At 61.7% G+C, this 22,625-nt stretch carries 19 protein-coding genes; 8 read left to right on the top strand and 11 right to left on the bottom strand.

Annotated features, from left to right (window positions below; genetic code table 11):
* Positions 1 to 40: 40 nt before the first annotated feature.
* The 4 genes from LOY70_RS12335 to LOY70_RS12350 all read right to left on the bottom strand — a co-directional run bounded on the left by LOY70_RS12335 (position 41) and on the right by LOY70_RS12350 (position 4,170).
* Entirely contained in the window at positions 41 to 1,009 is a 969-nt protein-coding gene (locus LOY70_RS12335) for a TRAP transporter substrate-binding protein (RefSeq protein ID WP_265037000.1), read from the bottom strand.
* A 57-nt stretch (positions 1,010 to 1,066) separates the two neighbouring features.
* Positions 1,067 to 1,972: an SMP-30/gluconolactonase/LRE family protein gene (locus LOY70_RS12340; protein WP_265037002.1), complete on the bottom strand. Its 906-nt coding sequence runs from the start codon at positions 1,970 to 1,972 to the stop codon at positions 1,067 to 1,069.
* Positions 1,973 to 2,015: 43 nt separating this feature from the next.
* On the bottom strand, positions 2,016 to 2,837 hold the full coding sequence (locus tag LOY70_RS12345; RefSeq protein WP_265037004.1) for an NAD-dependent epimerase/dehydratase family protein: 822 nt from the start codon (positions 2,835 to 2,837) through the stop codon (positions 2,016 to 2,018).
* 145 nt (positions 2,838 to 2,982) lie between these two features.
* Positions 2,983 to 4,170 carry an OprD family porin gene (locus LOY70_RS12350; RefSeq protein WP_413776646.1) on the bottom strand — a complete coding sequence of 396 codons (1,188 nt, stop codon included), beginning with the start codon at positions 4,168 to 4,170 and terminating at the stop codon, positions 2,983 to 2,985.
* A gap of 677 nt (positions 4,171 to 4,847) precedes the next feature.
* Between LOY70_RS12350 and LOY70_RS12355 the strand changes: the two genes are divergently transcribed.
* A complete protein-coding gene (locus LOY70_RS12355; protein ID WP_265037006.1) occupies positions 4,848 to 5,468 on the top strand; it encodes a TetR/AcrR family transcriptional regulator in 621 nt (206 codons plus the stop codon).
* 142 nt (positions 5,469 to 5,610) lie between these two features.
* Here LOY70_RS12355 and preA read toward each other — a convergent pair whose 3' ends face one another.
* The 3 genes from preA to hydA form a co-directional block, all read right to left on the bottom strand.
* Entirely contained in the window at positions 5,611 to 6,885 is a 1,275-nt protein-coding gene (gene preA / locus LOY70_RS12360; RefSeq protein ID WP_265037008.1) for an NAD-dependent dihydropyrimidine dehydrogenase subunit PreA, read from the bottom strand.
* Positions 6,886 to 8,253 carry an NAD(P)-dependent oxidoreductase gene (locus LOY70_RS12365; protein ID WP_265037010.1) on the bottom strand — a complete coding sequence of 456 codons (1,368 nt, stop codon included), beginning with the start codon at positions 8,251 to 8,253 and terminating at the stop codon, positions 6,886 to 6,888.
* 182 nt (positions 8,254 to 8,435) lie between these two features.
* Positions 8,436 to 9,875 carry a dihydropyrimidinase gene (hydA, locus tag LOY70_RS12370; protein ID WP_265037011.1) on the bottom strand — a complete coding sequence of 480 codons (1,440 nt, stop codon included), beginning with the start codon at positions 9,873 to 9,875 and terminating at the stop codon, positions 8,436 to 8,438.
* Between the two features lie 608 nt (positions 9,876 to 10,483).
* Here hydA and LOY70_RS12375 point away from each other — a divergent pair.
* The 4 genes from LOY70_RS12375 (at position 10,484) to LOY70_RS12390 (ending at position 15,456) form a co-directional block, all read left to right on the top strand.
* The gene (locus LOY70_RS12375) at positions 10,484 to 11,962 is read left to right on the top strand and encodes an NCS1 family nucleobase:cation symporter-1 (RefSeq protein WP_265037013.1); all 1,479 of its coding nucleotides are present in this window, start codon (positions 10,484 to 10,486) and stop codon (positions 11,960 to 11,962) included.
* A 151-nt stretch (positions 11,963 to 12,113) separates the two neighbouring features.
* Entirely contained in the window at positions 12,114 to 13,397 is a 1,284-nt protein-coding gene (locus LOY70_RS12380) for a Zn-dependent hydrolase (RefSeq protein ID WP_265037015.1), read from the top strand.
* Positions 13,398 to 13,482: 85 nt separating this feature from the next.
* Entirely contained in the window at positions 13,483 to 14,970 is a 1,488-nt protein-coding gene (locus tag LOY70_RS12385) for a helix-turn-helix transcriptional regulator (RefSeq protein ID WP_265037017.1), read from the top strand.
* Positions 14,971 to 15,207: 237 nt separating this feature from the next.
* A complete protein-coding gene (locus tag LOY70_RS12390; RefSeq protein WP_265037019.1) occupies positions 15,208 to 15,456 on the top strand; it encodes a DUF1652 domain-containing protein in 249 nt (82 codons plus the stop codon).
* Between the two features lie 8 nt (positions 15,457 to 15,464).
* Here the strand turns inward: LOY70_RS12390 and LOY70_RS12395 are convergent, their stop codons facing one another.
* Complete coding sequence (locus LOY70_RS12395) at positions 15,465 to 16,850, bottom strand: sensor histidine kinase (protein WP_265037021.1); 1,386 nt, start codon at positions 16,848 to 16,850, stop codon at positions 15,465 to 15,467.
* Positions 16,828 to 17,511, bottom strand: coding sequence for a response regulator transcription factor (locus LOY70_RS12400; RefSeq protein WP_123341478.1), 684 nt, complete (start codon positions 17,509 to 17,511; stop codon positions 16,828 to 16,830). Before LOY70_RS12400 ends, LOY70_RS12395 begins: the two co-directional genes overlap by 23 nt.
* Positions 17,512 to 17,787: 276 nt before the next feature.
* Between LOY70_RS12400 and hcnA the strand changes: the two genes are divergently transcribed.
* From hcnA to hcnC, 3 genes are read left to right on the top strand one after another with little or no spacing between them, the layout of a single operon-like run.
* A complete protein-coding gene (gene hcnA / locus LOY70_RS12405) occupies positions 17,788 to 18,111 on the top strand; it encodes a cyanide-forming glycine dehydrogenase subunit HcnA (RefSeq protein WP_185067183.1) in 324 nt (107 codons plus the stop codon).
* Entirely contained in the window at positions 18,108 to 19,517 is a 1,410-nt protein-coding gene (gene hcnB / locus LOY70_RS12410; RefSeq protein ID WP_265037023.1) for a cyanide-forming glycine dehydrogenase subunit HcnB, read from the top strand. Before hcnA ends, hcnB begins: the two co-directional genes overlap by 4 nt.
* Entirely contained in the window at positions 19,510 to 20,769 is a 1,260-nt protein-coding gene (gene hcnC, locus LOY70_RS12415) for a cyanide-forming glycine dehydrogenase subunit HcnC (protein ID WP_265037025.1), read from the top strand. Before hcnB ends, hcnC begins: the two co-directional genes overlap by 8 nt.
* Positions 20,770 to 20,994: 225 nt before the next feature.
* Here hcnC and LOY70_RS12420 read toward each other — a convergent pair whose 3' ends face one another.
* On the bottom strand, positions 20,995 to 21,606 hold the full coding sequence (locus LOY70_RS12420) for a glutathione S-transferase (protein WP_265037027.1): 612 nt from the start codon (positions 21,604 to 21,606) through the stop codon (positions 20,995 to 20,997).
* 35 nt (positions 21,607 to 21,641) lie between these two features.
* Positions 21,642 to 22,565, bottom strand: a complete 924-nt coding sequence (locus LOY70_RS12425; RefSeq protein WP_003202885.1) for a MurR/RpiR family transcriptional regulator — start codon at positions 22,563 to 22,565, stop codon at positions 21,642 to 21,644.
* Positions 22,566 to 22,625: the final 60 nt, after the last annotated feature.

Here is a 22,625-nt window from a genome sequence, read left to right on the forward strand (position 1 = left end):
AGGCGTGCCGGGCCTTTTCATGAGTACAGAACGGGAGGCGTTACTGAACGGCTTCGATACGCTTGATCAGGTCGGCATAAGGCGCGCCGTACTTGGCCCGTACCGGTGCGGTGGCGTCGTAGAAGGGTTTTTTGTCGACGGTGATGAACTCGACGCCCGCAGCCTTGAGTTTTTCTTCGCTGGCGGCGGACTTCTGGTCCCACAGCGCGCGCTCTTCGGCCTGGGCAGCCTTGGCGGCCTTCCTGACCAGCGCCTGTTGATCCGGGGTCAGTTTTTCCCAAGTGATTTTCGACATCACGATCGGCTCTGGCAGGATCAGGTGACCGGTGAGGCTGTAGTACTTGGCGTTTTGGTAGTGGTTGTGTTCGAGCAGGGTCGGCGGGTTGTTTTCCGCGCCGTCGATCACGCCGGTCTGCAGGGCGCTGAAGATTTCACCCGTGTCCATCGCGATACCGTTGGCGCCCATGGCGTTCATCATCTCGATGAACATCGGGTTGCCTTGCACACGGATCTTCATGCCCTTGAGGTCTTCGAGCTTGCGCACCGGCTTCTTGGTGTAGATGTTGCGCGTGCCGCCATCCATCCAGGCCAGGGCCACCAGGCCGAACTCGGAATTGGTGATCCGGTCGAGGATCGCATCGCCCACATCACCGTCGATGACGGCGCGCATGTGGGCCTGGTCGCGGAAGATGAACGGCATGTTGAACACGTTCACATCCGGTACCACAGGACCGACGATACCCAGGCTGACCCGGGACATCTGTATCGCACCGACTTGCATCTGCTCGATGACTTCCTTCTCGGAACCCAGTACGCCGCCTGGGAAGTATTTGAAGGTCAGCTCGCCGTTGGTCTCCTTGGTCAGGGTCTTGCCCATGCTTTCTTCGGCCACCACGGTGGGGTAGCCCTTGGGGTGGATGTCGGCGATCTTGAGCTCAAGGGCATGGGCCGCCTGGGCCAGGAAGGCCAGGGGCAGGGCTGCGATCAGAAGCGTGCGTTTGAAATTCATGGTCCATCTCCAGTTTGTTGTTTTTTTATGGCTCATTCAGCAAAGCGGTGAAGCAGATCATTTCGCGGCGTGTTTCAGCCCTCCGAAAACCGGTTCAGCCAGTCCCTTGACGCCTGGGTTGAGGGCGAACACGCCCCCGGCCAGGGAATGCGGATCGTTGTCGTCACCGGGGCGGATCGAGGTGACGAACAACGTGTCCAGGCGGCTGCCACCAAAGGCGCACATCGTCGGTTTCTTCACCGGCACCGCCAGCGAACGGTCCAGCCGGCCATCCGGGGTGAAACGATGAATGAGGCCGGCGTCGTTGGCGCAGATCCAGTAGCAACCCTCGGCGTCTACCGCCGCGCCGTCCGGACGCCCGGCCAACGGCATCATGTCGACGAACAACCGCCGGTTGGATGGGGTGCCGCTGTCGAGGTCGTAATCGAAAGCCCAGATTTGCTGGACCAACGGGTGTGAATCGGAGAGGTACATCGTCCGCCCGTCCGGGCTGAAGCCCAGGCCGTTGGGCACGATGAAACCGCTCAGTTGCGCCTCGACCGGGCTCCGTTGCCCGGCTTCATAGCGGTACATCCGGCCTTCGTCGGCATTGGCACCCATGTTCAGCACCATGCTGCCGGCCCAGAAGCGGCCCTGGCGGTCGCAGCGGCCATCGTTGAGGCGCATGTCGGTGCGGCTGTGCTCGATGCTCGCGCACAGTTCGCTGTCCAGGCTGCCGTCGTCATTGGGGTGCAGGCGAAAGAAACCGCTCTCCATGCCCGCTATCCAACCGCCGTCCTGATGACGGGCGATACAGGCAAGCATTTCCGGCGTTTCCCAGCCCTTGAGCTGACCGGTCCCGGCGTTCCAGCACTGCAGGCCGCCACTGGGAATGTCCACCCAGTACAGGGCGTTTTCCTCGGGGACCCAGACCGGGCTTTCCCCGACGGCGTTGCGTGCATCGACAATCAATTCGGCTTGCATGGTGCTTCCTTAATGCGTTCGTATCCCATGGAAAACAGGCGAATCAGTCATCAAAGGGACCGGCGGCGACAAAGGCACCGCCCTGGTAAATCCTCGCCGGATCATCGGCGGCCGGCATCGGCTGGGCTTCGATCTTGGCGCGGAAAATTTCGGAGCTGTCCTTGGGCTTGTAGCCCAGGTGCGCGGCCTGGCTGTTGTCCCACCAGACGTCACGGTTGGCGGACACGCCATACACCACGGTGTGGCCGACGTTCGGGGTGTAGAGCGAGCATTCGATCAATTGGGTGAGGTCGTCGAAACTCAGCCAGGTGCTCATCATCCGGCGGTTCTGCGGTTCGGGGAACGAGGAGCCGATGCGGATGCTCACGGTCTCGATGCCGTAGCGATCGAAGTAGAAACTGGCGACGTCTTCGCCGTAGGACTTGGACAGGCCGTAGTAGCCATCCGGGCGACGCGGGGAGAGGGCGTCGAGGGTCTGATCCTGCTTGTAGAAACCGATGACATGGTTGGAACTGGCGAAAATCACCCGCTTGACGCCGTGCTTGCGGGCGGCTTCATAGATATGGAACACGCCGCTGATATTGGCGCCGAGGATTTCTTCGAATGGGCGCTCAACCGAAACCCCGCCGAAATGCAGAATGGCATCGACGCCTTCCACCAATTGATGCACCGCCTGTTTATCCGACAGGTCGCACGGCACCACTTCTTCGCTTTCATCGATGGCCGGGGCCATGTTGGCGATGTCCGACAGGCGAATGTGGCGGGCGAAGGGCTTGAGGCGTTCCCGCAGGACTTTGCCCAGGCCGCCGGCGGCGCCGGTCAGCAGCAGGCGATTGAGGGGTTGGCGAATCGGTGTCGTAGTCATGGCATTACCTGAGCAAACAGTGAGTGATATCCGTTGTATAGGCCATATGACCGCGGGCAAAGGGTGACCTTTCCTTGTGGGCGCGAGCCTGCTCGCGAAGGCGCCAGTCCAGCCGCCCCCTCACCAGCAGACCCACCCAACCGCCTTACAACAAACTGATCGGATAGCTGATGAAAATACGGTTCTCATCGAATTCGTTGGTGCTGTAATCCCGACGAATCGACGCGTTGCGCCATTTCACGTTGAGGCTTTTCAGCGCGCCGCTCTGCACGGTGTAGGCCAGTTCGGTTTCGCGGCCCCATTCCTTGCCGTCGTCGACGGTGGCGGTGTGTACGTTGTCGCCGCTGATATAGCGGTTCATCAGGGTCAGGCCCGGCACGCCGACAGCGGCGAAGTTGAAGTCGTGGCGCACTTGCCAGGATTTTTCCTGGGCGTTGTCGTAGCTGGAGTTGTAGCTGTCGTTGGCCAGGGTCCCGCCGCTGGTGCCGTTGACGCGCATCCAGGCGTCATCGCCGCTGAGTTTTTGCAGGCCGACATAGAAGGTGTTGCCGCCATACTTGGCCGAGAGCATGGCGAACGCGGTTTTGTTGTCCAGGTCGCCGGCCAGGGCGCTGCCGTCTTCCTTGCCGATGAAGTAGCCGAGGTTGGCGCCCAGGGTCCAATCGCCGATGGGCTGACTGTGGGTCAGGTTGAAATACTTTTGCTGGTAGATGTCGGACAGCTCCGAGTACCAGACGCCGACCTGGGTGCGTTTTTCGTTGAAGGCATATTCGCCGCCGCCGAAGTTGAAGCGGTCGGAGGTGAACGCGCCGCGGCCGTTCATCGACATGTCTTCCATGCTCGCGTCATTGCGCGGGCTGTTGCCGCGGAACTGGCCGCCGTAGAGGCTCAGGCCGTTGATCTCGGTGGAGGTCACCTGGCCGCCACGGAAGGTTTGCGGCAGGGAGCGGCCGTCGTCGGAACGCAGGATCGGCAGCACCGGCATCCATTCACCGACCTTCAATTCGGTCTTTGACACCTTGGCCTTGAGGGCCACGCCCAAACGGCCGAAGTCGTCGGCCGGGCGACCGTCGTCATGCACCGGCAGCAATTGCGTACCCGCCGTGCCACGGCCGCCGTCGAGTTTCACCGAGTACAGGCCCAACACGTCCACGCCGAAACCGACCGTGCCCTGGGTGAAACCGGACTTGGCGTCGAGAATGAAGTTCTGGGTCCATTCCTCGGCCTTGCCCTGGGCATTGTTCGAGTTGGTGAAGTTGCGGTTGAAATAGGCGTTGCGCAGGGTCAGCGTGGCCTTGGCGTCATCGACGAAGCCTTCGGCGCTGGCGGTCATCGGCAGGAACAGGGACAGGCTGCTGCAACCGAGCAGGATCAGTGCCGGGCTGGTGTTGAGGAGGGTACGGCGGTTGGGACGGTTGTCGGGTGAAAAACGGACACGTGTGCTCACTATGACGCTCCCTACTTTTTTGTTGTTTTTATTTTTGTCATACGTCGTCGTACAACATTGAAGGGATTATTTGGAAGCGGCTGCTCATTGTCAACTGGCCATTACCGGAATTATCCAACTCGGCTCTGCTTCAAAATGAGACGTTTCAACGGCTGTTGCTGGACGAGGTCAAGATCGCAGGCCGTGGTGCCGGGCAGATCTGTGGTTTGAGGACAGTGGGGAGGGTGCTTGGTTGTGCGATGACTGGTCTAAGACATTAGTCGAATGCCCGCGATCTTATTGACGGTGCGTTCTCTTGTGGCGAGGGGATTTATCCCCGCTGGGCTGCGCAGCAGCCCTAAAGACGGCTGAATGCAATCAGCCTGACACACCGCTGCGACAGTAATTGGGGCTGCTTCGCACCCCAACGGGGATAAATCCCCTCGCCACAAGGGTACCTGCGTGCATCCGCCTGAACGGCAACTGGGCCAGATGTGGGCGCTTGCTCACTCCCATTGGACTACCCGTGTTTTCGAAGGTGAGTGAATGCTAGTCTTGAGCAACGCTGGTGCCAGGGAGCCCTCATGGGCAATCACAAGATCGAGATTCGTCGCAGTAACGTCGAGAAAATCCTGTTGGCCGCCGAGAAGGTCTTTGCCGAAAAAGGTTTCGGCAGCACCGCCATGGCCGACATCGCCGCTGAAGTGCAATTGCCTCGTTCCAACCTGCATTACTACTTCAGCACCAAGAGCGAACTGTACAGCGCCGTGCTGTTCGATCTGCTGGAGGTGTGGAAACAGGATGCCTTGTGCTTCGAGATGTTCGATGACCCACGGGTGGTGCTCAGCAGCTACATCCGCGCCAAGATGAACCACTCCCGCAGCCGCCCCTACGGCTCGAAAGTCTGGGCCAACGAAATCATCCACGGCGCCCCGACCCTGGGCGAGGCGCTGGACGCCAGCCTCTATGACTGGGCCAAGATGAAGGAAGCGAAAATCCGCCAGTGGGTGGAAGACAAACGCATCCTCCCGGTGGAGCCCTCAAGCCTGCTCTACATGATCTGGGCCTCGACCCAGCACTACGCCGACTTCGACCACCAGATCAGTATTCTCAACGACCACCAGCCGTTGTCGGACATGCAATTCGAACGGGCGGTGCAGACCGTGACCGGTGTGATTTTGCGGGGGATAGGGTTGGAGCCTTGAGAATTTTTGGTGAGGCTGATGGCCCCTTCGCGGGCAAGCCCGCTCCCACACTGGATTTCGGGTGTACACAACATCTGTGAACGACACGATCCACTGTGGGAGCGAGCTTGCTCGCGATGGCGCCAGTCCAGACACCCAACCTTCAAGCGGTTACATGATAGGGATTGCGCGGATCATGGTTCCAATCCAGAAACGGCTTGCCGGTGTCCACCGTCACCATTTCGATGCAGTCCTGCACCGGGCAGGTGATCTGGCACAGGTTGCAGCCTACGCACTCTTCATCGATCACTTCATATTTACGCGTGCCGTCCGCCTGCTTGAGGCTGGCGATGGCCTGGTGTGAGGTGTCTTCGCAGGCGATGTGGCAGCGCCCGCAACCGATGCACGCCTCCTGGTCGATCTTGGCGATGACCTGGTAATTGATGTCCAGGTACTTCCAGTCGGTGGTGTTGCTCACCGCGCGACCGGAGAAGGCTTGGAGGTTGGCATGGCCGTGCTCGTCCATCCACCGCGACAAGCCGTCCTTCATCTCGTCGACGATGCGAAAACCATGCAGCATCGCCGCCGTGCACACCTGCACCGCGCCACTGCCCAGGGCGATGAATTCCGCCGCGTCGCGCCAACTGCCGATGCCGCCGATGCCGCAGATCGGCAAGCCGTGGGTCTGCGGGTCGCGGGCGATTTCGGCGACCATGTTCAGGGCGATCGGCTTGACCGCCGAACCGCAGTAACCGCCATGGGTGCTCTGGCTGCCGACGCTGGGCAGGGCGACCATGCGGTCCAGGTCGACGCTGGTGATGGAGTTGATGGTGTTGATCAACGACACCGCGTCCGCACCGCCGCGATGGGCCGCCCGGGCGGCGACGCGGATGTCGGTGATGTTCGGCGTGAGCTTGACGATCACCGGCAGCGAGCAATAGGTCTTGCACCAGCGGGTCACTTGCTCGACGTATTCCGGCACCTGGCCGACCGCCGCGCCCATGCCCCGTTCCGGCATGCCGTGGGGGCAGCCGAAGTTCAGCTCGATGCCGTCGGCGCCGGTGGCTTCCACCAGGGGCAGGATGCGTTTCCAGGATTCTTCGACGCAGGGCACCATCAGCGACACGATCAACGCCCGGTCCGGCCAGTCCTTTTTCACCTGGGTGATTTCCCGCAGGTTGATCTCCAGGGAGCGGTCGGTGATCAGCTCGATGTTGTTGATGCCCAACACCTCGCGATTGACACCGTAGTGGGCCGAATAACGCGAGGACACATTCACCGCCGCCGGATCCTCACCGAGGGTTTTCCAGACCACGCCCCCCCAGCCGGCCTCAAAGGCGCGGACCACGTTGTAGGCCTTGTCGGTGGGCGGCGCGGAGGCCAGCCAGAACGGATTGGGGGCTTTGATGCCGGCGAAGACAATCGACAGATCGGCCATTTACGCAGCCTCCACGTTGAGCATGAGTTGGGCGTTGATCGCCTCGGCGGCGAGTTTGCCGTGCTGCACGGCCTGCACGGTGAGGTCCTGGTCCAGGCTGGTGCAATCGCCGCCGGCATAGACACCGGGAACGCTGGTGCGCAGGTGTTCGTCCACTAGGATTCGCCCGTCCTGGCGCTTGAGCTCCCGGGCCAGCGGGTCCACCAGCGCGTTGTCGTCGAAGGCTTGGCCGATGGCTTTGAAAATACCGTCTGCGGGCAGGTCGAAGGTTTCGGCGCTGGTGAGTAGCCTGCCGTTTTCCAGATGGGTGCGGGAGAAACGCATGCCGCGTACCTTCCCCGCGTCATCGAGCAAGACCTGTTGCGGCTGCGCCCAGGTCAACAGGCGCACCTGATTGGCCTTGGCGATGTCCTGTTCATGGCCGGTGGCGCCCATGTCTTCCAAGCCTCGGCGGTACACCAGGCTGACGTCCCGGGCGCCGAGGCGAGCCATCTGCACGGCCATGTCGATGGCGGTGTTACCGGCGCCGAGGACGATGCAGCGGTCGGCCAGGGGCAACTGACTGAGGTCGTCGGCCTGGCGCAGTTCACGGATGTATTCGGTGGCGGCCAGCAGCCCCGGTGCCTGTTCGTCGCTCAGGCCCAGTTGTTTGCTGGCGGCCAGGCCGAGGCCGAGGAACACCGCGTCGAACTGCTGGTGCAGGTCGCTCAGGCTCAGGTTCTCGCCGAGTTTCTGGCCGTGACGGATTTCGATGCCGCCGATGTCCAGCAGGAAATCCAGCTCGCGTTGGGCGTAATCGTCCACCAGTTTGTACTTGGCGATCCCGTATTCGTTGAGGCCACCGGCTTTCTCACGGGCTTCGAAAATCACCACGTCATGACCGTGCATCGCACTGCGGTGCGCGCACGCCAGCCCCGCCGGCCCGGCCCCGACCACCGCGATGCGCTTGCCAGTGGCGGCGGCACGCTTGAACGGGTGTTCGCTGAAATGGGCGTTGTCTACGGCGTAGCGTTGCAGCTGGCCGATCAATACCGGCGCGCATTCATGGACGTTGTTGCGCACGCAGGCTTGCTGGCACAGGACCTCCGTGGGACAGACCCGGGCGCAACTGCCGCCGAGGATGTTGGCCGACAGAATTTTCTGGGCCGCGCCTTGGACGTTGTCCTGGTGGATGTTGCGAATGAACGAAGGAATGTCGATCTCGCTCGGACAGGCGTTCACGCACGGTGCGTCGTAGCAATACAGGCAACGGGACGCTTCCAGGTGGGCCTGGCGCGCGTTGAGCGGCGGCGCCAGGTCGCTGAAGCGGGCGGCGAGGGCGGCCGGGTCTTCCTGGGAATGGGGGAGGTGACTCAAGGGCTGGATCATGGAGTGGGCCTCACGGTGTTTGAGGTGCTGCCTCTGGTGGGCAGTGGTTTTTTCGGTGTCTGGACTGACGCCTTCGCGGGCAAGCCCGCTCCCACAAGGGATTTGCGGCACACCACATATCTGCGTCTATCCCAGATCCAATGTGGGAGCGGGCTTGCTCGCGAAGGCCGAAGGCCTGGATGTCAGCGTTTCACGGCGGTTGGCTTATTCAGCTCGGCCCGCTTGCTCAGCAAATCAAACACCGCCGGGTACGCCGGCCGTTCGATGTAGCGCCCCGCGCCGCGCTCGGCCCGCAGGTCGCCGTCGGCCCACACCAGTCGACCCTGGCTGATGGTGTGGCTGGGCACGCCGCGCACGGTCTTGCCTTCGAAGATGTTGAAGTCCACCTGCTGATGGTGGGTCTTGGCGGAAATCGTGCGACTGCCCTCTGGGTCCCAGAGCACCAGGTCCGCATCGGCGCCGACGCGGATTGCCCCTTTGCGCGGGTAGAGGTTGAAGATCTTCGCGGTGTTGGTGGAGGTGAGGGCGACGAAGTCGTGCATCGACAATTTGCCGCTGTTGACCCCCTCGTCCCAGAGCACGGCCATGCGGTCTTCGATACCGGCGGTGCCGTTGGGAATCTTGCTGAAGTCGTCACGCCCGGCGGCCTTCTGTTCGGCGCAGAAACAGCAGTGGTCGGTGGCGGTGGTGTGCAGGTTGCCGGACTGCAAGCCGTGCCAGAGTGCCTCTTGATGCCCGCGTGGGCGGAAGGGCGGGCTCATCACGTAGCCGGCGGCGGTCTGCCAATCGGGATCGCGATAGACACTGTCGTCCAGCAACAGATGCCCGGCCAGTACTTCACCGTAGACCGGTTGGCCCTTGCTGCGGGCGTAGGTGATTTCGTCCAGGGCTTCCTTGGTCGACACATGCACCAGGTACAGCGGCGTGCCCAGGGTTTCGGCGATGCGGATGGCGCGGCTCGCGGCTTCGCCTTCCACTTGCGAAGGGCGTGACAACGGATGGGCTTCGGGGCCAGTGATGCCCTGGGCCAGCAGCTTGCGTTGCAGGTGGTAGACCAGTTCGCCGTTCTCGGCGTGCACGGTGGGCACCGCGCCCAACTCCAGGCAGCGCTCGAAGCTCGCCACCAAGGTGTCGTCGGCGGCCATGATGGCGTTCTTGTAGGCCATGAAATGCTTGAAGCTGTTCACCCCGTGATGGCTGACCAGCTCGGCCATTTCTTCGCGGACCTGTTCGCTCCACCAGGTGATCGCCACGTGGAAACCGTAGTCACTGGCGCTTTTCTCGGCCCAGCCACGCCATTGATGAAAGGCTTCCATCAGCGACTGTTGGGGGTTGGGAATCACGAAGTCGATGATCGACGTGGTGCCGCCGGCGAGACCCGCCGCCGTGCCGCTGAAGAAGTCCTCGCTGGCGACCGTGCCCATGAACGGCAACTGCATATGCGTATGGGGATCGATGCCACCGGGCATCAGGTATTGACCGCTGCCATCGAGCACTTCGACAGCGGCCGGAACATCCAGGTTGTCACCGATGGCCTTGATCACGCCGTCGGCGCAAAACACATCGGCGCGATAACTTTCATCATGGGTAATAACGGTGGCGCCACGGATCAACAGAGACATTCCGAGTTCCTCGCAGGCATGACCGACTGTTGCCGGTTCTTTATGTTTTATCGATCACGGTAGGTAAAGTCGTGCCGGTTTATATTCTTGTCACGACTGTCAGGATTAGACGCTAGCTGGAGTTTATGAAATGAGCAAGATTATTTTTTATAAGCTTATAAGTTAAATAACTTATTGAAATTTAAAGATTAAATTATAAATTCACCAAAATGGTGAGCCTGCTCACCATTTTGACGCACTTGACAGGATCGTTATTTGAGCGAGATTTGTCATGGTAAATCAGCGGCTTGAAAGCGTTGCAAGTGCGGTCTAGACACCTCGCGTTGATCCGGGGTGCACCACTTTGAATCTCCCCCTCGACAGAGCGCGAAGGTCATCTAGCCTCAAGGGCGGTAAGCAGGGAGTGAAACAAGGCAATAACGTGGCTTTAAAACGTTAAACATCAAAAGGTTGAAAGGGTTATATCGATCATCCGGTCAGCTCGGGGCATCATCCGGCACGGTTATTGAGTGCCGTCGTGGGTCTGGCGGGGTGGTCGGTAGCACGCGTGCAAGTACTCCGGCCATCGCCCGTCGATGAGCAAAAATAATGAAAACAGTGGAGCGGACATGACCAGATCAACAGTGACTGAGCGCGACGGGTTGTTCGAGCTTGAAGCCGGCAACGACGTCCTCGACAGCCCCCGTTATAACCACGACATCGCGCCGACCAAGGTGCACGAGCGAACCTGGAACAAATGGCACATCACCGCACTGTGGGTGGGCATGGCGATCTGCGTGCCGACCTACACCCTTGGCGGCGTGCTCACCGCTTATTTCGGCCTGACGGTGGGCGAGGCGCTGCTGGCGATCCTGTTTGCCAACATCATCGTGTTGATTCCCCTGACCTTGAACGCCTTTGCCGGGACCAAGTACGGCATTCCGTTTCCGGTGCTGTTGCGCTCGTCCTTTGGTGTCATCGGTTCCAACGTCCCGTGTCTGATCCGCGCCCTGGTGGCGTGCGGCTGGTTCGGGATCCAGACGATGTTCGGCGGGCTGGCGATCCACCTGTTTCTCGGCTCGGTGTTCGAAGGCTGGAAGAGCCTGGGCGGGACTGGCGAAGTCATTGGCTTCATGGTGTTCTGGGTCATCAACTTGTGGGTGGTGTTGCGCGGTGCCGAGTCGATCAAGTGGCTGGAAACCTTATCCGCGCCGCTGCTGGTGCTGGTGGGTGTCGGCCTGTTGGTGTGGGCGCTGCCCAACGTTTCATTGACTGAGCTGATGGCGGTCCCGGCCAAGCGGCCCGAAGGCGCCGGGGTGACCAGCTACTTCCTCGCCGGGTTGACGGCCATGGTCGGTTTCTGGGCGACCCTGTCGTTGAACATTCCTGACTTCAGTCGTTACGCCAAGAGCCAGAAGGACCAGGTCGTGGGGCAGATCATCGGCCTGCCGTTGACCATGTTCCTGTTCGCCTCCCTCGGCGTGGTCATGACCGCCGCCTCGGAGAAATTGGTGGGCGTCACCGTCTCCGACCCGGTGACCTTGATCGGGCACATCCAGAGTCCGGTGTGGGTGGCGCTGGCCATGGTGCTGATCATCGTCGCCACGCTGTCGACCAACACTGCGGCCAACATCGTTTCCCCCACCAACGACTTCCAGAACCTGGCGCCGAAACTGATCGGCCGGACCAAGGCCGTGATGCTCACCGGGTTGGTGGGGCTGGCGCTGATGGCCCATGAGTTGCTGAAAAAGCTCGGCCTGATCGTGTCCGAGGTCAGCCTCGAATCGGTGTACTCCAACTGGCTGCTGGGCTATTCGAGCCTGCTGGGGCCGATTGCCGGGATCATGGTGGTGGATTATTTCCTGATCAAGAAACAGCAACTGGACCTGGCCGGGCTGTACCGCGACGACGTGTACCCCGCCTGGAACTGGTACGGCTTCATCGCCTTTGGCTTGCCGGTGGTGCTGACCCTATTGTCCCTGGGCAGCGACGCGTTCAGCTGGTTCTACAGCTACGGCTGGTTCACCGGCTCGGCGCTGGGTGGGGTGATTTATTACGGGTTGTGCAGTATGCGAGCGAGCCCATCCGTCGCTAAAACCGCGGTGTGAAGGAGGGCCTCATCGCGAGCAAGCTCGCTCCCACACTGGATTGGGGTGGATGCAAAGTCCATGTGCACAGCAGATCCCCTGTGGGAGCGAGCTTGCTCGCGATAGCGGCCTCAAGTACACCGAAAACATGCCTGAAAAAATGGAGATCCCCATGAACGCAGCCATCGACGTCCTGCAATCCACCCTCCCGCACATCAACCGCGACCGCCTGTGGCAATCGCTCATGGACCTGGCCCAGCTCGGTGCCACGGTCAAGGGCGGTGTGTGTCGGCTGGCCCTGACCGACCTGGACCGCCAGGCCCGGGACCTGTTCGTGCAATGGACCGAAGCCGCTGGCTGCACCGTCAGCATCGATGGGGTGGGCAACATTTTCGCCCGTCGCCCGGGGCGCAATCCGAACCTGCCACCGGTCATGACTGGCAGCCACATCGACACCCAACCCACCGGCGGCAAGTTCGACGGTTGCTTTGGCGTGCTGTCCGGGCTGGAAGTGTTGCGCACCCTCAATGACCTGAAGGTTGAAACCGAAGCGCCGCTGGAAGTGGTGGTGTGGACCAACGAAGAAGGCTCGCGCTTCGCCCCGTGCATGATGGGCTCCGGCGTATTCGCGGAAAAATTCACCCTCGAAGAAACCCTGGCCAAGACCGACGCCGAAGGCATCACCGTGGGCCAGGCGCTGAACGCCATCGGCTACGCCGGTCCACGCCCGGTCAGTGGGCATCCGGTGGGGGCGTATTTCGAGGCGCACATCGAACAGGGGCCAATCCTGGAAGACGAGGGCAAGACCATCGGTGTGGTGATGGGCGCCCTGGGGCAGAAGTGGTTCGACCTGACCTTGCGCGGCGTCGAGGCCCACGCCGGCCCGACCCCGATGCACCTGCGCAAGGACGCCCTGGTGGGCGCCTCGATCATTGTCGGTGCCGTCAACCGCGCCGCCCTCGGTCATCAGCCCCATGCCTGCGGCACGGTCGGTTGTCTGCAAGCCTATCCAGGTTCACGCAACGTCATCCCCGGCGAAGTGCGCATGACCCTGGATTTCCGCCATCTGGAACCGGCGCGGCTGGACTCGATGATCGCCGAGGTCAAGCAAGTGATCGAAGACACCTGCCGGCAACACGGCTTGACCTTCGATTTGAAACCCACAGCCGACTTCCCGCCGCTGTACTTCGACAAGGGGTGCGTCGAAGCGGTGCGCGACGCTGCCGGGGGCTTGGGCCTGTCCCACATGGACATCGTCAGCGGTGCCGGCCATGACGCGATCTTCCTCGCCGAACTGGGCCCGGCCGGGATGATCTTCGTGCCCTGCGAAGGCGGCATCAGCCACAACGAAATCGAAAACGCCGCCCCCGATGATCTCGCCGCCGGCTGCGCGGTGCTGTTGCGAGCGATGCTGGCCGCCTCCCAGGCCATTGCCGAGGGACGCCTGGCGGCCTGAACGGTGTGGTGCACTATCGCAACTCCATGTGGTCGTAACCTTCAACGCATCCATGCCTCAAGCGCACTGACCACATGGAGACCCAATGAGCCAGGAAGTCCCGACCACCGATACCAATCGCCGTCAATTGCTGCAAATCATCGCCGGATTGTCTGACGGGGTGATGCTGATGGAAGTCGACCAGACCATCGCCTGGGCCAACGAAGCGGCGTTGACCATGCATGGGGTCAAGGAGCTGAGTGAGCTGGGCGCTAATGCCCTCGAGTACGCCCAGCGTTTCAATTTGCGTTACCGCAACAACCACCCGCTGACCCAGGACAACTACCCCATCGCCCGGGTCGCCCGTGGGGATGAATTCAGTGATGTCCTGGTGGAAGTCACCCCCGTGGCCGATCCGGACCGTACCTGGGTCCATCGGATCCGCAGCATGGTGCTGACCGACCGCAACGGTGAGCCGGAGTCCCTGGTGCTGATTCTCAGCGACGCCACCGAGTGGGCCAGCGCCGAACAGCGCTTCGAGAAAACCTTCGGCGCCAACCCGGCGCCAGCGGTGATCTGTCGCCTCAGTGACCTGCGCTACATCAAGGTCAACCAGGGTTTCCTGGAAATGACCGGCTACAGTCGCGAGCAAGTGATCGGGCGTTCCGTGTATGAATTGGACGTGCTCGAGGCTGCGGAGAGGCGAGAACTGGCCATCGAACGCCTGGGGCAGGGCGCGACTATTCCGCAGATGCAGGCCGAGCTGAAATTGCCGGGTGGTGGCAGCAAGCAAGTGATTGTCGCGGGCCAGCCGCTGGATGACCTGCACGATGAAGACTGCATGCTGTTTTCCTTCATGGACATGGAGCCGCGTCGCAAGGCCGAAACGGCGCTGCGCCAGAGCGAGGAGCGCTTCGCCAAGTCGTTTCGCCTGTCGCCCGTGCCAACCCTGGTGTGCAGCGCCGAACAACTATTGCTGGAAATCAACGAAGCGTTTCTCCAGACCAGCGGTTACTCCAGCGAAGAGCTGGTGGGTAAGACCGTGGAGGAGATTGGTTTTCTCGACAAGGACGCTGGCGCGGCGCTGTTCGCCACGCTGGAGAAGACCGCGAATGTCTCCAGTGTCGACATCAAGGTTCACAAGAAAGGCGGCGAACAGATCGATTGCGAGGTGGCGGCCGATACCGTGGTCATTCAGGACCAACCCTGCTACCTGCTGGTGTTGATGAACATCACCGAACGCAAGCGCTCGGAGCTGGAACTGGTGGCTGCTATTGAGGAAGTGATGAAGGATGCTTCCTGGTTCAGTCGGACCCTGATTGAAAAACTGGCCAATGTGAAAAGCATCAATGCTCAGGTGCCCAACGTGTCATTTACCGAGTTGACGGCCCGGGAGCGTGACGTGTTGGGGCTGATCTGCGAGGGCCTGGCGGACAAGGAAATCGCCGCACGACTGAAACTGGCGCCCAATACGGTGCGAAATCACGTGGCGACGTTGTACTCCAAGCTGGATGTCCATAGCCGCAGCGAGGCCATTGTCTGGGCTCGGGAACGTGGCTTGTTCGCCAGCGAGTGGCGAAAGAAGGCACCATGATGGCCAGTGCAAATGCACCGCTCGTACTGGTGCAAATTCGGGTTTTGCGTAAGCCTCTCGCTCCTTAGGCTGTGAGGGTGCGACATGTTTGCGATGTCGCGTCCCCTCACGAAACAGTCAAGGAACAGGCCACAATGCACACCGCCCCCATCGAATGTATAAACAGGAAGTCCGTTGAGGCCATGACCCCGGCGGCGTCCATCCGTCATTTGCGATCTCGGCGCTGAGGGAAAACGCATGACCCAACTGGCCCCCGTGCGTGCCCGCCTCGAAGAAAGCTTCAAGCCGCTGGCTTGCGAATGCAGCCTCAATGGCGACGGCACCCTTACAGTACGCCTCTATCATCGCCAAAGCGGAGAGGTGGACCTGGTTGTGAGCGGCATGAGTCTGGACAGTGTTCGCTCGGAAGAAAGCCTGGCGAAGCTGATCGACGAACTGCGTTATGAGCTTGAAAACACTCCGCTGCATCGCCGTGACCCGGTGTAAATGATCAGCTACAGCAACGTCGGCCGGCAATCGAGTACCAACCGCGCGCCACCGCGTTCGCTGCTGCCTACCTCCAGCGTGAATCCGTGCAAACTGACAATCGCCGCGACAATCGACAGGCCTAGCCCGAACCCACCATGCTGGCTGCTGCCCTCGGCGCGATAGAAGCGGCGAAATACGGCCTTGCGCTCGGCCTCGGGAATGCCGGGGCCGGAGTCGAGCACTTCGATACGGGTGCTGTCACCCTGATCGACCCCGCGCAGGATCACTTCGCCCCCGGGCGGAGTGAATTTGATGGAGTTGCTCAGCAGGTTCGACACCGCCTCGAACAGCAATGCCCGGTCACCATTGAGCAGGGGCAGGGCGTCGGGCATTTCCAGGGTGAAAGTCAGTTCGCCTTCCTCGGCCAGCGGCAGGTAGAAGTCGTGCAGCTCCTGCAATAACTGCAACGGATCGAGGCGCACGAATCCCGAGCGGCGCTGCTGGTCTTCCAATTCGGAAATCCGCAGCAAACCGCGAAACCGCGCCATCAGGGTATCGGTCTCGGCAATCACCTGGTCCATCTGCAACGCCTCGGGGGAACCGTCCGGGGCTTCCTGCTGGATGCGATACAGTTGGGCGCGCAAGCGGGTGAGCGGCGTGCGCAGGTCATGGGCAATGTTGTCGCACACGCCCTTGACCTCGTTCATCAAGCGTTCGATGCGCTCGAGCATGGCATTGACGATGGCCGCCAGCATGTCCAGTTCATCGCGCCGGCTCGACAGCGGCAGGCGATGGGTCAGGTCGCCGGCGACGATGGCCTCGGCGCTGGCTTGCAGCTTGCGAATACGCTGCAAGGGGCGCCGGCGCAGCAGGTGCCAACCGGCAATGCCCGGCAAGATTGTCAGCGACACCCCCCAGAACAACGCGTGCAAGATGATCCGCGTCACCGCGAACAGCGAGCCGTTGTCCCGCGCCAGCACCAGCCAGCGCCCGTCCTGGGTTCGGCTGGCCACCGCGTCACAGCCGTCGGAAGGCACGCTGGGGTCGTCGGAGTCGACGCAGCCGCCGAGCATGTGGATCTTGCCGTCGAGGGGAAGATCTGCAGGAATTTGCTGGATCGGTCCGCTCAAATGACGCAGTTGGGGATCGAACAGGCCGTAGGCATCGACGCCGCGCTCGTCCAGGCTCAGGCTGGCCATGAGGGCGTCTTCCAACTGATCGCCGTGGATCCGCGCGAACAGATGCTGGCGCTGCATCAGCGAATGCTTGGCCAGGCTATCGAGGTAGCCGAACACTTCGTAGTACATCACCCCCATCAGGATCGCGCTCCAGATCACGAACAGCGAACTGTACAGCGCCAGCAGGCGGCTGCTGGAGGAGCGCCAGCCTTTAGCAGGGTTCAGCAATGACATAGCCGGAACCCCGTACCGTACGAATCAGCGGTTCCAGGCCCGGTGGGTCGATTTTTTTGCGCAAGCGACCGATGTGGACGTCGATCAGGTTGGTGCCGGGGTCGAAGTGGTAGCCCCAGACTTCCTCGAAAATCATCATGCGCGAGAGGATCTGCCCGCTGTTGCGCATCAGGAACTCCAGCAGCTTGTACTCGGTGGGCAACAGGCTGAGCAATAACCCGTTGCGGCTGGCTTCGCGGCTGATCAGGTTCAGTTCCAGGTCGGCCACCCGCAGCACGGTCTCCGGCTCCCGGGCGCCGTTGTTGCGTCGCAGCAGTACTTCGACCCGGGCGGCCATTTCGTCGGTGGCGAACGGTTTGGTCAGGTAATCGTCGCCGCCGGCCCGCAGGCCGCGCACGCGCTCATCCACATCGGAAAGGGCGCTGATCATCAGGATCGGCGTGGCCACGCCCATGGTTCGCAGGGTGGTGACGATCACCAGGCCATCCAGTTCAGGCAGCATGCGGTCCAGGGTGATCAGGTCGTAATCGCCGCTTACCGCCCGTTCCAGACCTTCGCGACCGTTGTCGACCCAGTCGACGTCCAGGCCGTTGCGGGTCAGTTCGGCGACGATTTCACGGGCGGTGACGGCGTCGTCTTCGATGGTCAGGATGCGGTTCATGGGCGGTACCGTGTGGGAAGTTGGTGCTATTGCGCGACATTCTGCCAAAGAATAGCTGTCGGCTTTCTGAAAAAAAGTTCATGAGCCGGCAAGTGGATTACTGGCCTGGGTCAACACCTGGTCACAAATAATCCCTAACATAAAATTCCAGCGCACTATCCTGTTGCCTCTGAAGGCGCCGCCATGGCGCGCTGATACACCAAGTGCTGATGCAAACGGTGAGGGTGTGCCGCAAGGAGCCTAGACCTCACAGAACCTTCAAGGAAGAGCAATATGATGCAACCTCAAGACCTTCTACGCCGAAAATTCGATATCCAGCCGCTGGAGCAGGCCGACATGACGGTGCGCCTGGACGGGCAGACCGTCAACGCCGCCCAGGGTGAAACCGTCCTCACCGTCATCCAATCCCTGGGCCAGCGTCAGGTGGCCCGCAACGATCATGACCAGATCAGCGGTGCCTATTGCGGCATGGGCGTCTGCCAATGCTGCCTGGTCAAGATCGATGGACGCCACAAGCGCCGCGCCTGCCAGACCCTGGTACGGCCCGGCATGCAGATCGAGACCCGGACTAACCGTATCAGCGAAACGGAGGCATCATGAGCCTCGATCCGGTGATTGTCGGCGGTGGGCCGGCGGGGATGGCGGCGGCTATTGAGCTGGCCACCCATGGGGTGCGCTGCACCTTGCTCGAAGAAGCGCCGCGCCTCGGTGGCGTGGTGTACCGCGGGCCGTTGCGCGATGGCGTACGCCTGGATTACCTGGGGCCGCGCTACAGCGAAGCCCTGGAGCAACTCCACGGTGAATTCCGGCGCCACGCCGGGCTGATCGACGTGCGACTGAGCAGCCGCGTCATCGGCGCCGAAGGGTTCCGGGCGCTGATGTTGCTGGACGCCGACGAGCGCCTGCGTGAGGTTGCCTATTCCCATTTGGTGTTGGCAGCCGGTTGTCACGAACGCAGCGTGCCGTTTCCGGGCTGGACCCTGCCAGGCGTGATGATGGTCGGCGGCCTGCAATTGCAGATCAAGAGCGGGGTGGTCAAGCCGCCGGCGCCGGTGGTCATCGCCGGTACAGGGCCGTTGCTGCCGCTGGTGGCCTGTCAACTGCACGCGTCAGGCGTGGCGGTGGCGGGTGTCTACGAGGCCTGCGGGTTCGGCAGGATCGCCAAGGAAAGCCTGGCCTTGTTGAACAAACCGCAATTGTTCCTCGACGGCCTGAGCATGCTGGCCTACCTCAAGCTCAATCGCATCCCCGTGCGCTACGGCTGGGGCGTGGTGCAGGCTGATGGCGAGGGTGAGTTGAGCACCGTCACCGTCGCGCCGTACTCCACGACCTGGGAGCCGGACCTGAAACGCGCCGAACCGGTGCCGGCCCAGACACTGGCGGTCGGCTACGGGTTTATCCCGCGCACCCAATTGAGCCAGCAGATGGGCCTGGAGCACGGCTTCAGCGAGGACGGCTACTTGCGGGCCGTGCCCGATGCCTGGCAGCAAAGCAGTGAGGCGCACATTCACCTGGCCGGCGACATGGGCGGGATTCGCGGCGGTGAAGCCGCCATGCTGAGCGGGCGCATCGCCGCGCTGTCGATCCTGCTGCAACGCAACGTACTGGATTCGTCCACCGCGCTCGAACACCGCGAGCGCTACCAGGCGCAGCTTGACCGAATCATTCGCTTCCGCGCCGCCGTGGATCGCTACACCCAGCGCGGCGCCGGGCAAACCGCGTTGCCGGCTGCCGATACGGTGATTTGCCGCTGCGAGCATGCCACCCGCGCCGACATCGATCGAGCCCTGGAGCAAGGCGTGCAAGACATGGCCAGCCTGAAAATGCGCACTCGCGTGAGCATGGGCGACTGCCAGGGACGGATGTGCGTCGGCTACTGCAGTGACCGATTGCGCGAAGCCACCGGGCGCACTGATGTGGGCTGGCTACGGCCGCGCTTCCCCATCGATCCGATTCCCTTTTCAGCGTTCCAGAACCTCGGCACGGAGGCCGTTTCCCATGATTAAGCACTATGACGTGGTCATCGCCGGTGGTGGTGTGATCGGGGCTTCATGCGCCTATCAACTGTCCAAGCGCGAGCACCTGAAGATCGCCCTGATCGACGCCAAGCGCCCCGGCAACGCTACCCGCGCTTCGGCCGGCGGCCTGTGGGCCATTGGCGAATCGGTGGGCCTGGGCTGCGGGGTGATTTTCTTTCGCATGATGTCGGCCAACCGCAAGCGCCAGGCCCAGGGCGCCGCCGTGGCGGTGGACGCCAGCACGCCGCACATCCTGCCCCAGTCGTTCTTCGATTTTGCCTTGCAGTCCAACGCGATGTACCCGCAGTTGCACCGCGAGCTGATCGACCGCCATGGCATGGACTGCAAGTTCGAGCAGACCGGGCTCAAGTTCGTGATCTACGACGACGAAGACCGTTTGTACGCCGAGCACATCGTCGCCTGCATTCCTCACCTGGCCGATCAGGTGCGCTGGCTCGACCAGGCCGCCCTGCGCGAGGCCGAGCCGAATGTCAGCCATGAGGCCAGCGGCGCCTTGGAGTTTCTTTGCGATCACCAGGTCAGCCCGTTTCGCCTGGCGGATGCCTACACCGAAGGTGCCCGGCAGAACGGTGTCGATATGTTCTTCAACACCAACGTGACTGAAGTCCTGCGCGAGGGCTGCCGGGTCACGGGCGTGGAAACCGCCGAGGCAGGGACCTTCCGTTGCCGGACATTGATCAACGCCGCCGGTGCCTGGGCAGCGGACCTGAGCGAACAGGCCACTGGCGTGCGAATTCCGGTCAAGCCGGTCAAGGGACAAATCCTGCTGACCGAACGCATGCCGAAAATCCTCAACGGCTGCCTGACCACCAGTGACTGCTACGTGGCGCAGAAAGACAACGGCGAAATCCTCATCGGCAGCACCACCGAAGACAAAGGCTTCGACGTGACCACCACCTACCCCGAGATTGAAGGGTTGGTGCAAGGCGCGGTGCGTTGTATTCCACAATTGGTCGATATCAACCTGAAACGCACCTGGGCCGGCCTGCGCCCAGGCTCCCCCGATGAACTGCCGATCCTGGGGCCGATGCGAGGGGTGGAGGGGTACCTCAACGCTTGCGGCCATTTCCGCACCGGCATACTGACCTCGGCCATCACTGGGGTGCTGCTGGACAAACTGGTAAACAACGAACCGTTGCCGCTGGACATCACGCCGTTCCTGGCGGATCGCTTCGAGGTGACGCCGGTGGTAGAGCCAAAGGAAATGGAGCTGGCCTGAGCAAATCCTGTATGGGATCTGCGGTGAATGCATATTCCACAGTCACCCGAAAACAAACTGTGGGAGTTGTGGTGAGTGCATATCCCGCAGACATCCGGGAACAAACTGTGGGAGCGAGCTTGCTCGCGATGGCGTCAGGTCAGTCAGTATCCATGTTGACTGGTACACCGCTATCGCGAGCAAGCTCGCTCCCACAGGGATCCAGGGTGAATCGGAATCCTGCGCTTATTCCATCGGCGTGCTGACAAACGCCTCCAACCCTTCGGCATAGGCGGTGAACGCGCTGATCGATGGGAATGACTTGCCCTGCACCTGGTCCGGCACCACCAGGTTGGTGAAACTCCAGGCCACTGCCACGGTGATGCCCGCCTGATCGAGAGTGCCATCGGTGGCCAGTGGCTGTTTTACCAGTTCCTGTTCGAGCATGTCATAGGCCGCCGCCAGTTGGCCTTCCACGCGTGCGACCCAAGGGGCATGTTGGATTTCTGTCGGCCGCAGGTTGCGTTCGTAGTAGATCTGCACCGACTTCTCGCACGCCGCCAAGGCCAACCCGGTCAGGCGCAAAGAGCGCAGCTGTGACCCGGGATCGGTGGATATCAGGCTTCTACCCGGCGCGGTCAAGGCCTCGAGGTAATCGATGATCAATGTGGAGTCCATCAGCACGGTGCCATCGTCGAGCACCAGGGTCGGCGCCTTGACCACGGGGTTGATGCGCTGGAATTGCTCGAAATGCCTGAAGACCGAAACCGATTCATGCTCCAGGGCAACGCCCAGGCATTTGGCGGAAATCGCGACGCGTCGCACATAGGGTGAGTCCAGCATGCCGATCAGTTTCATGGCTTCTCCTTCAGCAATTCATAAGGGGCGAGGCATTAATCCTCGAACCCGACCTGTTCATGGATTTCATCGACCTTGAGCTCCAGCCGGTAAGCCACGGCGATGAACAGCGCCTGGCACAGGCACAGGGTGGCGCTCAACGAACGGAAGGCGAACGAGCTGCCTTCGTTCACCAGCAGCACCGCGTTGGCCCGCTTGGCCAGGGGCGACAGGTTGCTGTCGGTGATGATCAGCGTCTTGGCCTGGTGGTGCTGGGCGATGCGCAGGCAGTGCTGGGTTTCCTTGCCATAGGGCGTGAAGCTGATGGCGATGACCAGGTCGTTGGCCCGCACGCTGCGCATCTGCTCGCGATAACTGCCGCCCAGGCCGGACACCAGATGAATGCGCTTGTTGGTGTGCTGCAGGTTGTAGACCAGGTAATCGGCGACCGCGAAGGAGCGGCGCACGCCCACCACGTAGATGTTGTCGGCATTGACCACCAAGTCTACGGCTTTTTCGAACGCCTGGTCATCCAGCTCCAACCCCAGGCGCTCGATGCCCGACAGGGTCGCGTTGACGCATTCTCGGGCCAGGTCGCCGCCGCTGGCTTTCTGCGACTTGTTGGCGATCATGCTGCGGATGCGCTGCTGGTAGTTCTGCACCGGCGTGGTCTTGTGGGTGTAGGCCTCGCGGAACAACGCCTGCATTTCGCTGAACCCGCTGAAGCCGAAGCGTTGTGAGAACCTGACGATGGCCGACGGGTGCACTTCGCATTCCCGGGCGATGTCGCTGATGCGATCGACCATGATCCGGTCGCTCTGCTGGCTCATGTAGCTGGCGATGCGCTTGAGCTGGCGCGGCAGGCTTTCGTATTCGTCGGTGATCAGTTGCAGCAGGCGCTCGGCATTGATCGGTGGGCTCGGGAGGGCGGGTTCGGACGCGCTCTCGGACGGCGCCGGCAGATCATCGGGGCGGGTCATAGAAAATCCTTCTGGCTTGTTCTTTTAGGGCGGCCCGGAAAAAAGGCCGGCCCTCGACAA

The sequence above is a fragment of the Pseudomonas sp. B21-054 genome (assembly GCF_026016345.1).
Lineage (GTDB): Bacteria > Pseudomonadota > Gammaproteobacteria > Pseudomonadales > Pseudomonadaceae > Aquipseudomonas.

Excerpts from the sequence above, each read along its gene's own strand:
- LOY70_RS12335 (WP_265037000.1), bottom strand. The coding sequence starts at position 1,009 with ATGAATTTCAAACGCACGCTTCTGATCGCAGCCCTGCCCCTGGCCTTC.
- LOY70_RS12340 (WP_265037002.1), bottom strand. The coding sequence starts at position 1,972 with ATGCAAGCCGAATTGATTGTCGATGCACGCAACGCCGTCGGGGAAAGC.
- LOY70_RS12345 (WP_265037004.1), bottom strand. The coding sequence starts at position 2,837 with ATGACTACGACACCGATTCGCCAACCCCTCAATCGCCTGCTGCTGACC.
- LOY70_RS12350 (WP_413776646.1), bottom strand. The coding sequence starts at position 4,170 with ATGACCGCCAGCGCCGAAGGCTTCGTCGATGACGCCAAGGCCACGCTG.
- LOY70_RS12355 (WP_265037006.1), top strand. The coding sequence starts at position 4,848 with ATGGGCAATCACAAGATCGAGATTCGTCGCAGTAACGTCGAGAAAATC.
- preA (WP_265037008.1), bottom strand. The coding sequence starts at position 6,885 with ATGGCCGATCTGTCGATTGTCTTCGCCGGCATCAAAGCCCCCAATCCG.
- LOY70_RS12365 (WP_265037010.1), bottom strand. The coding sequence starts at position 8,253 with ATGATCCAGCCCTTGAGTCACCTCCCCCATTCCCAGGAAGACCCGGCC.
- hydA (WP_265037011.1), bottom strand. The coding sequence starts at position 9,875 with ATGTCTCTGTTGATCCGTGGCGCCACCGTTATTACCCATGATGAAAGT.
- LOY70_RS12375 (WP_265037013.1), top strand. The coding sequence starts at position 10,484 with ATGACCAGATCAACAGTGACTGAGCGCGACGGGTTGTTCGAGCTTGAA.
- LOY70_RS12380 (WP_265037015.1), top strand. The coding sequence starts at position 12,114 with ATGAACGCAGCCATCGACGTCCTGCAATCCACCCTCCCGCACATCAAC.
- LOY70_RS12385 (WP_265037017.1), top strand. The coding sequence starts at position 13,483 with ATGAGCCAGGAAGTCCCGACCACCGATACCAATCGCCGTCAATTGCTG.
- LOY70_RS12390 (WP_265037019.1), top strand. The coding sequence starts at position 15,208 with ATGACCCAACTGGCCCCCGTGCGTGCCCGCCTCGAAGAAAGCTTCAAG.
- LOY70_RS12395 (WP_265037021.1), bottom strand. The coding sequence starts at position 16,850 with ATGTCATTGCTGAACCCTGCTAAAGGCTGGCGCTCCTCCAGCAGCCGC.
- LOY70_RS12400 (WP_123341478.1), bottom strand. The coding sequence starts at position 17,511 with ATGAACCGCATCCTGACCATCGAAGACGACGCCGTCACCGCCCGTGAA.
- hcnA (WP_185067183.1), top strand. The coding sequence starts at position 17,788 with ATGCAACCTCAAGACCTTCTACGCCGAAAATTCGATATCCAGCCGCTG.
- hcnB (WP_265037023.1), top strand. The coding sequence starts at position 18,108 with ATGAGCCTCGATCCGGTGATTGTCGGCGGTGGGCCGGCGGGGATGGCG.
- hcnC (WP_265037025.1), top strand. The coding sequence starts at position 19,510 with ATGATTAAGCACTATGACGTGGTCATCGCCGGTGGTGGTGTGATCGGG.
- LOY70_RS12420 (WP_265037027.1), bottom strand. The coding sequence starts at position 21,606 with ATGAAACTGATCGGCATGCTGGACTCACCCTATGTGCGACGCGTCGCG.
- LOY70_RS12425 (WP_003202885.1), bottom strand. The coding sequence starts at position 22,565 with ATGACCCGCCCCGATGATCTGCCGGCGCCGTCCGAGAGCGCGTCCGAA.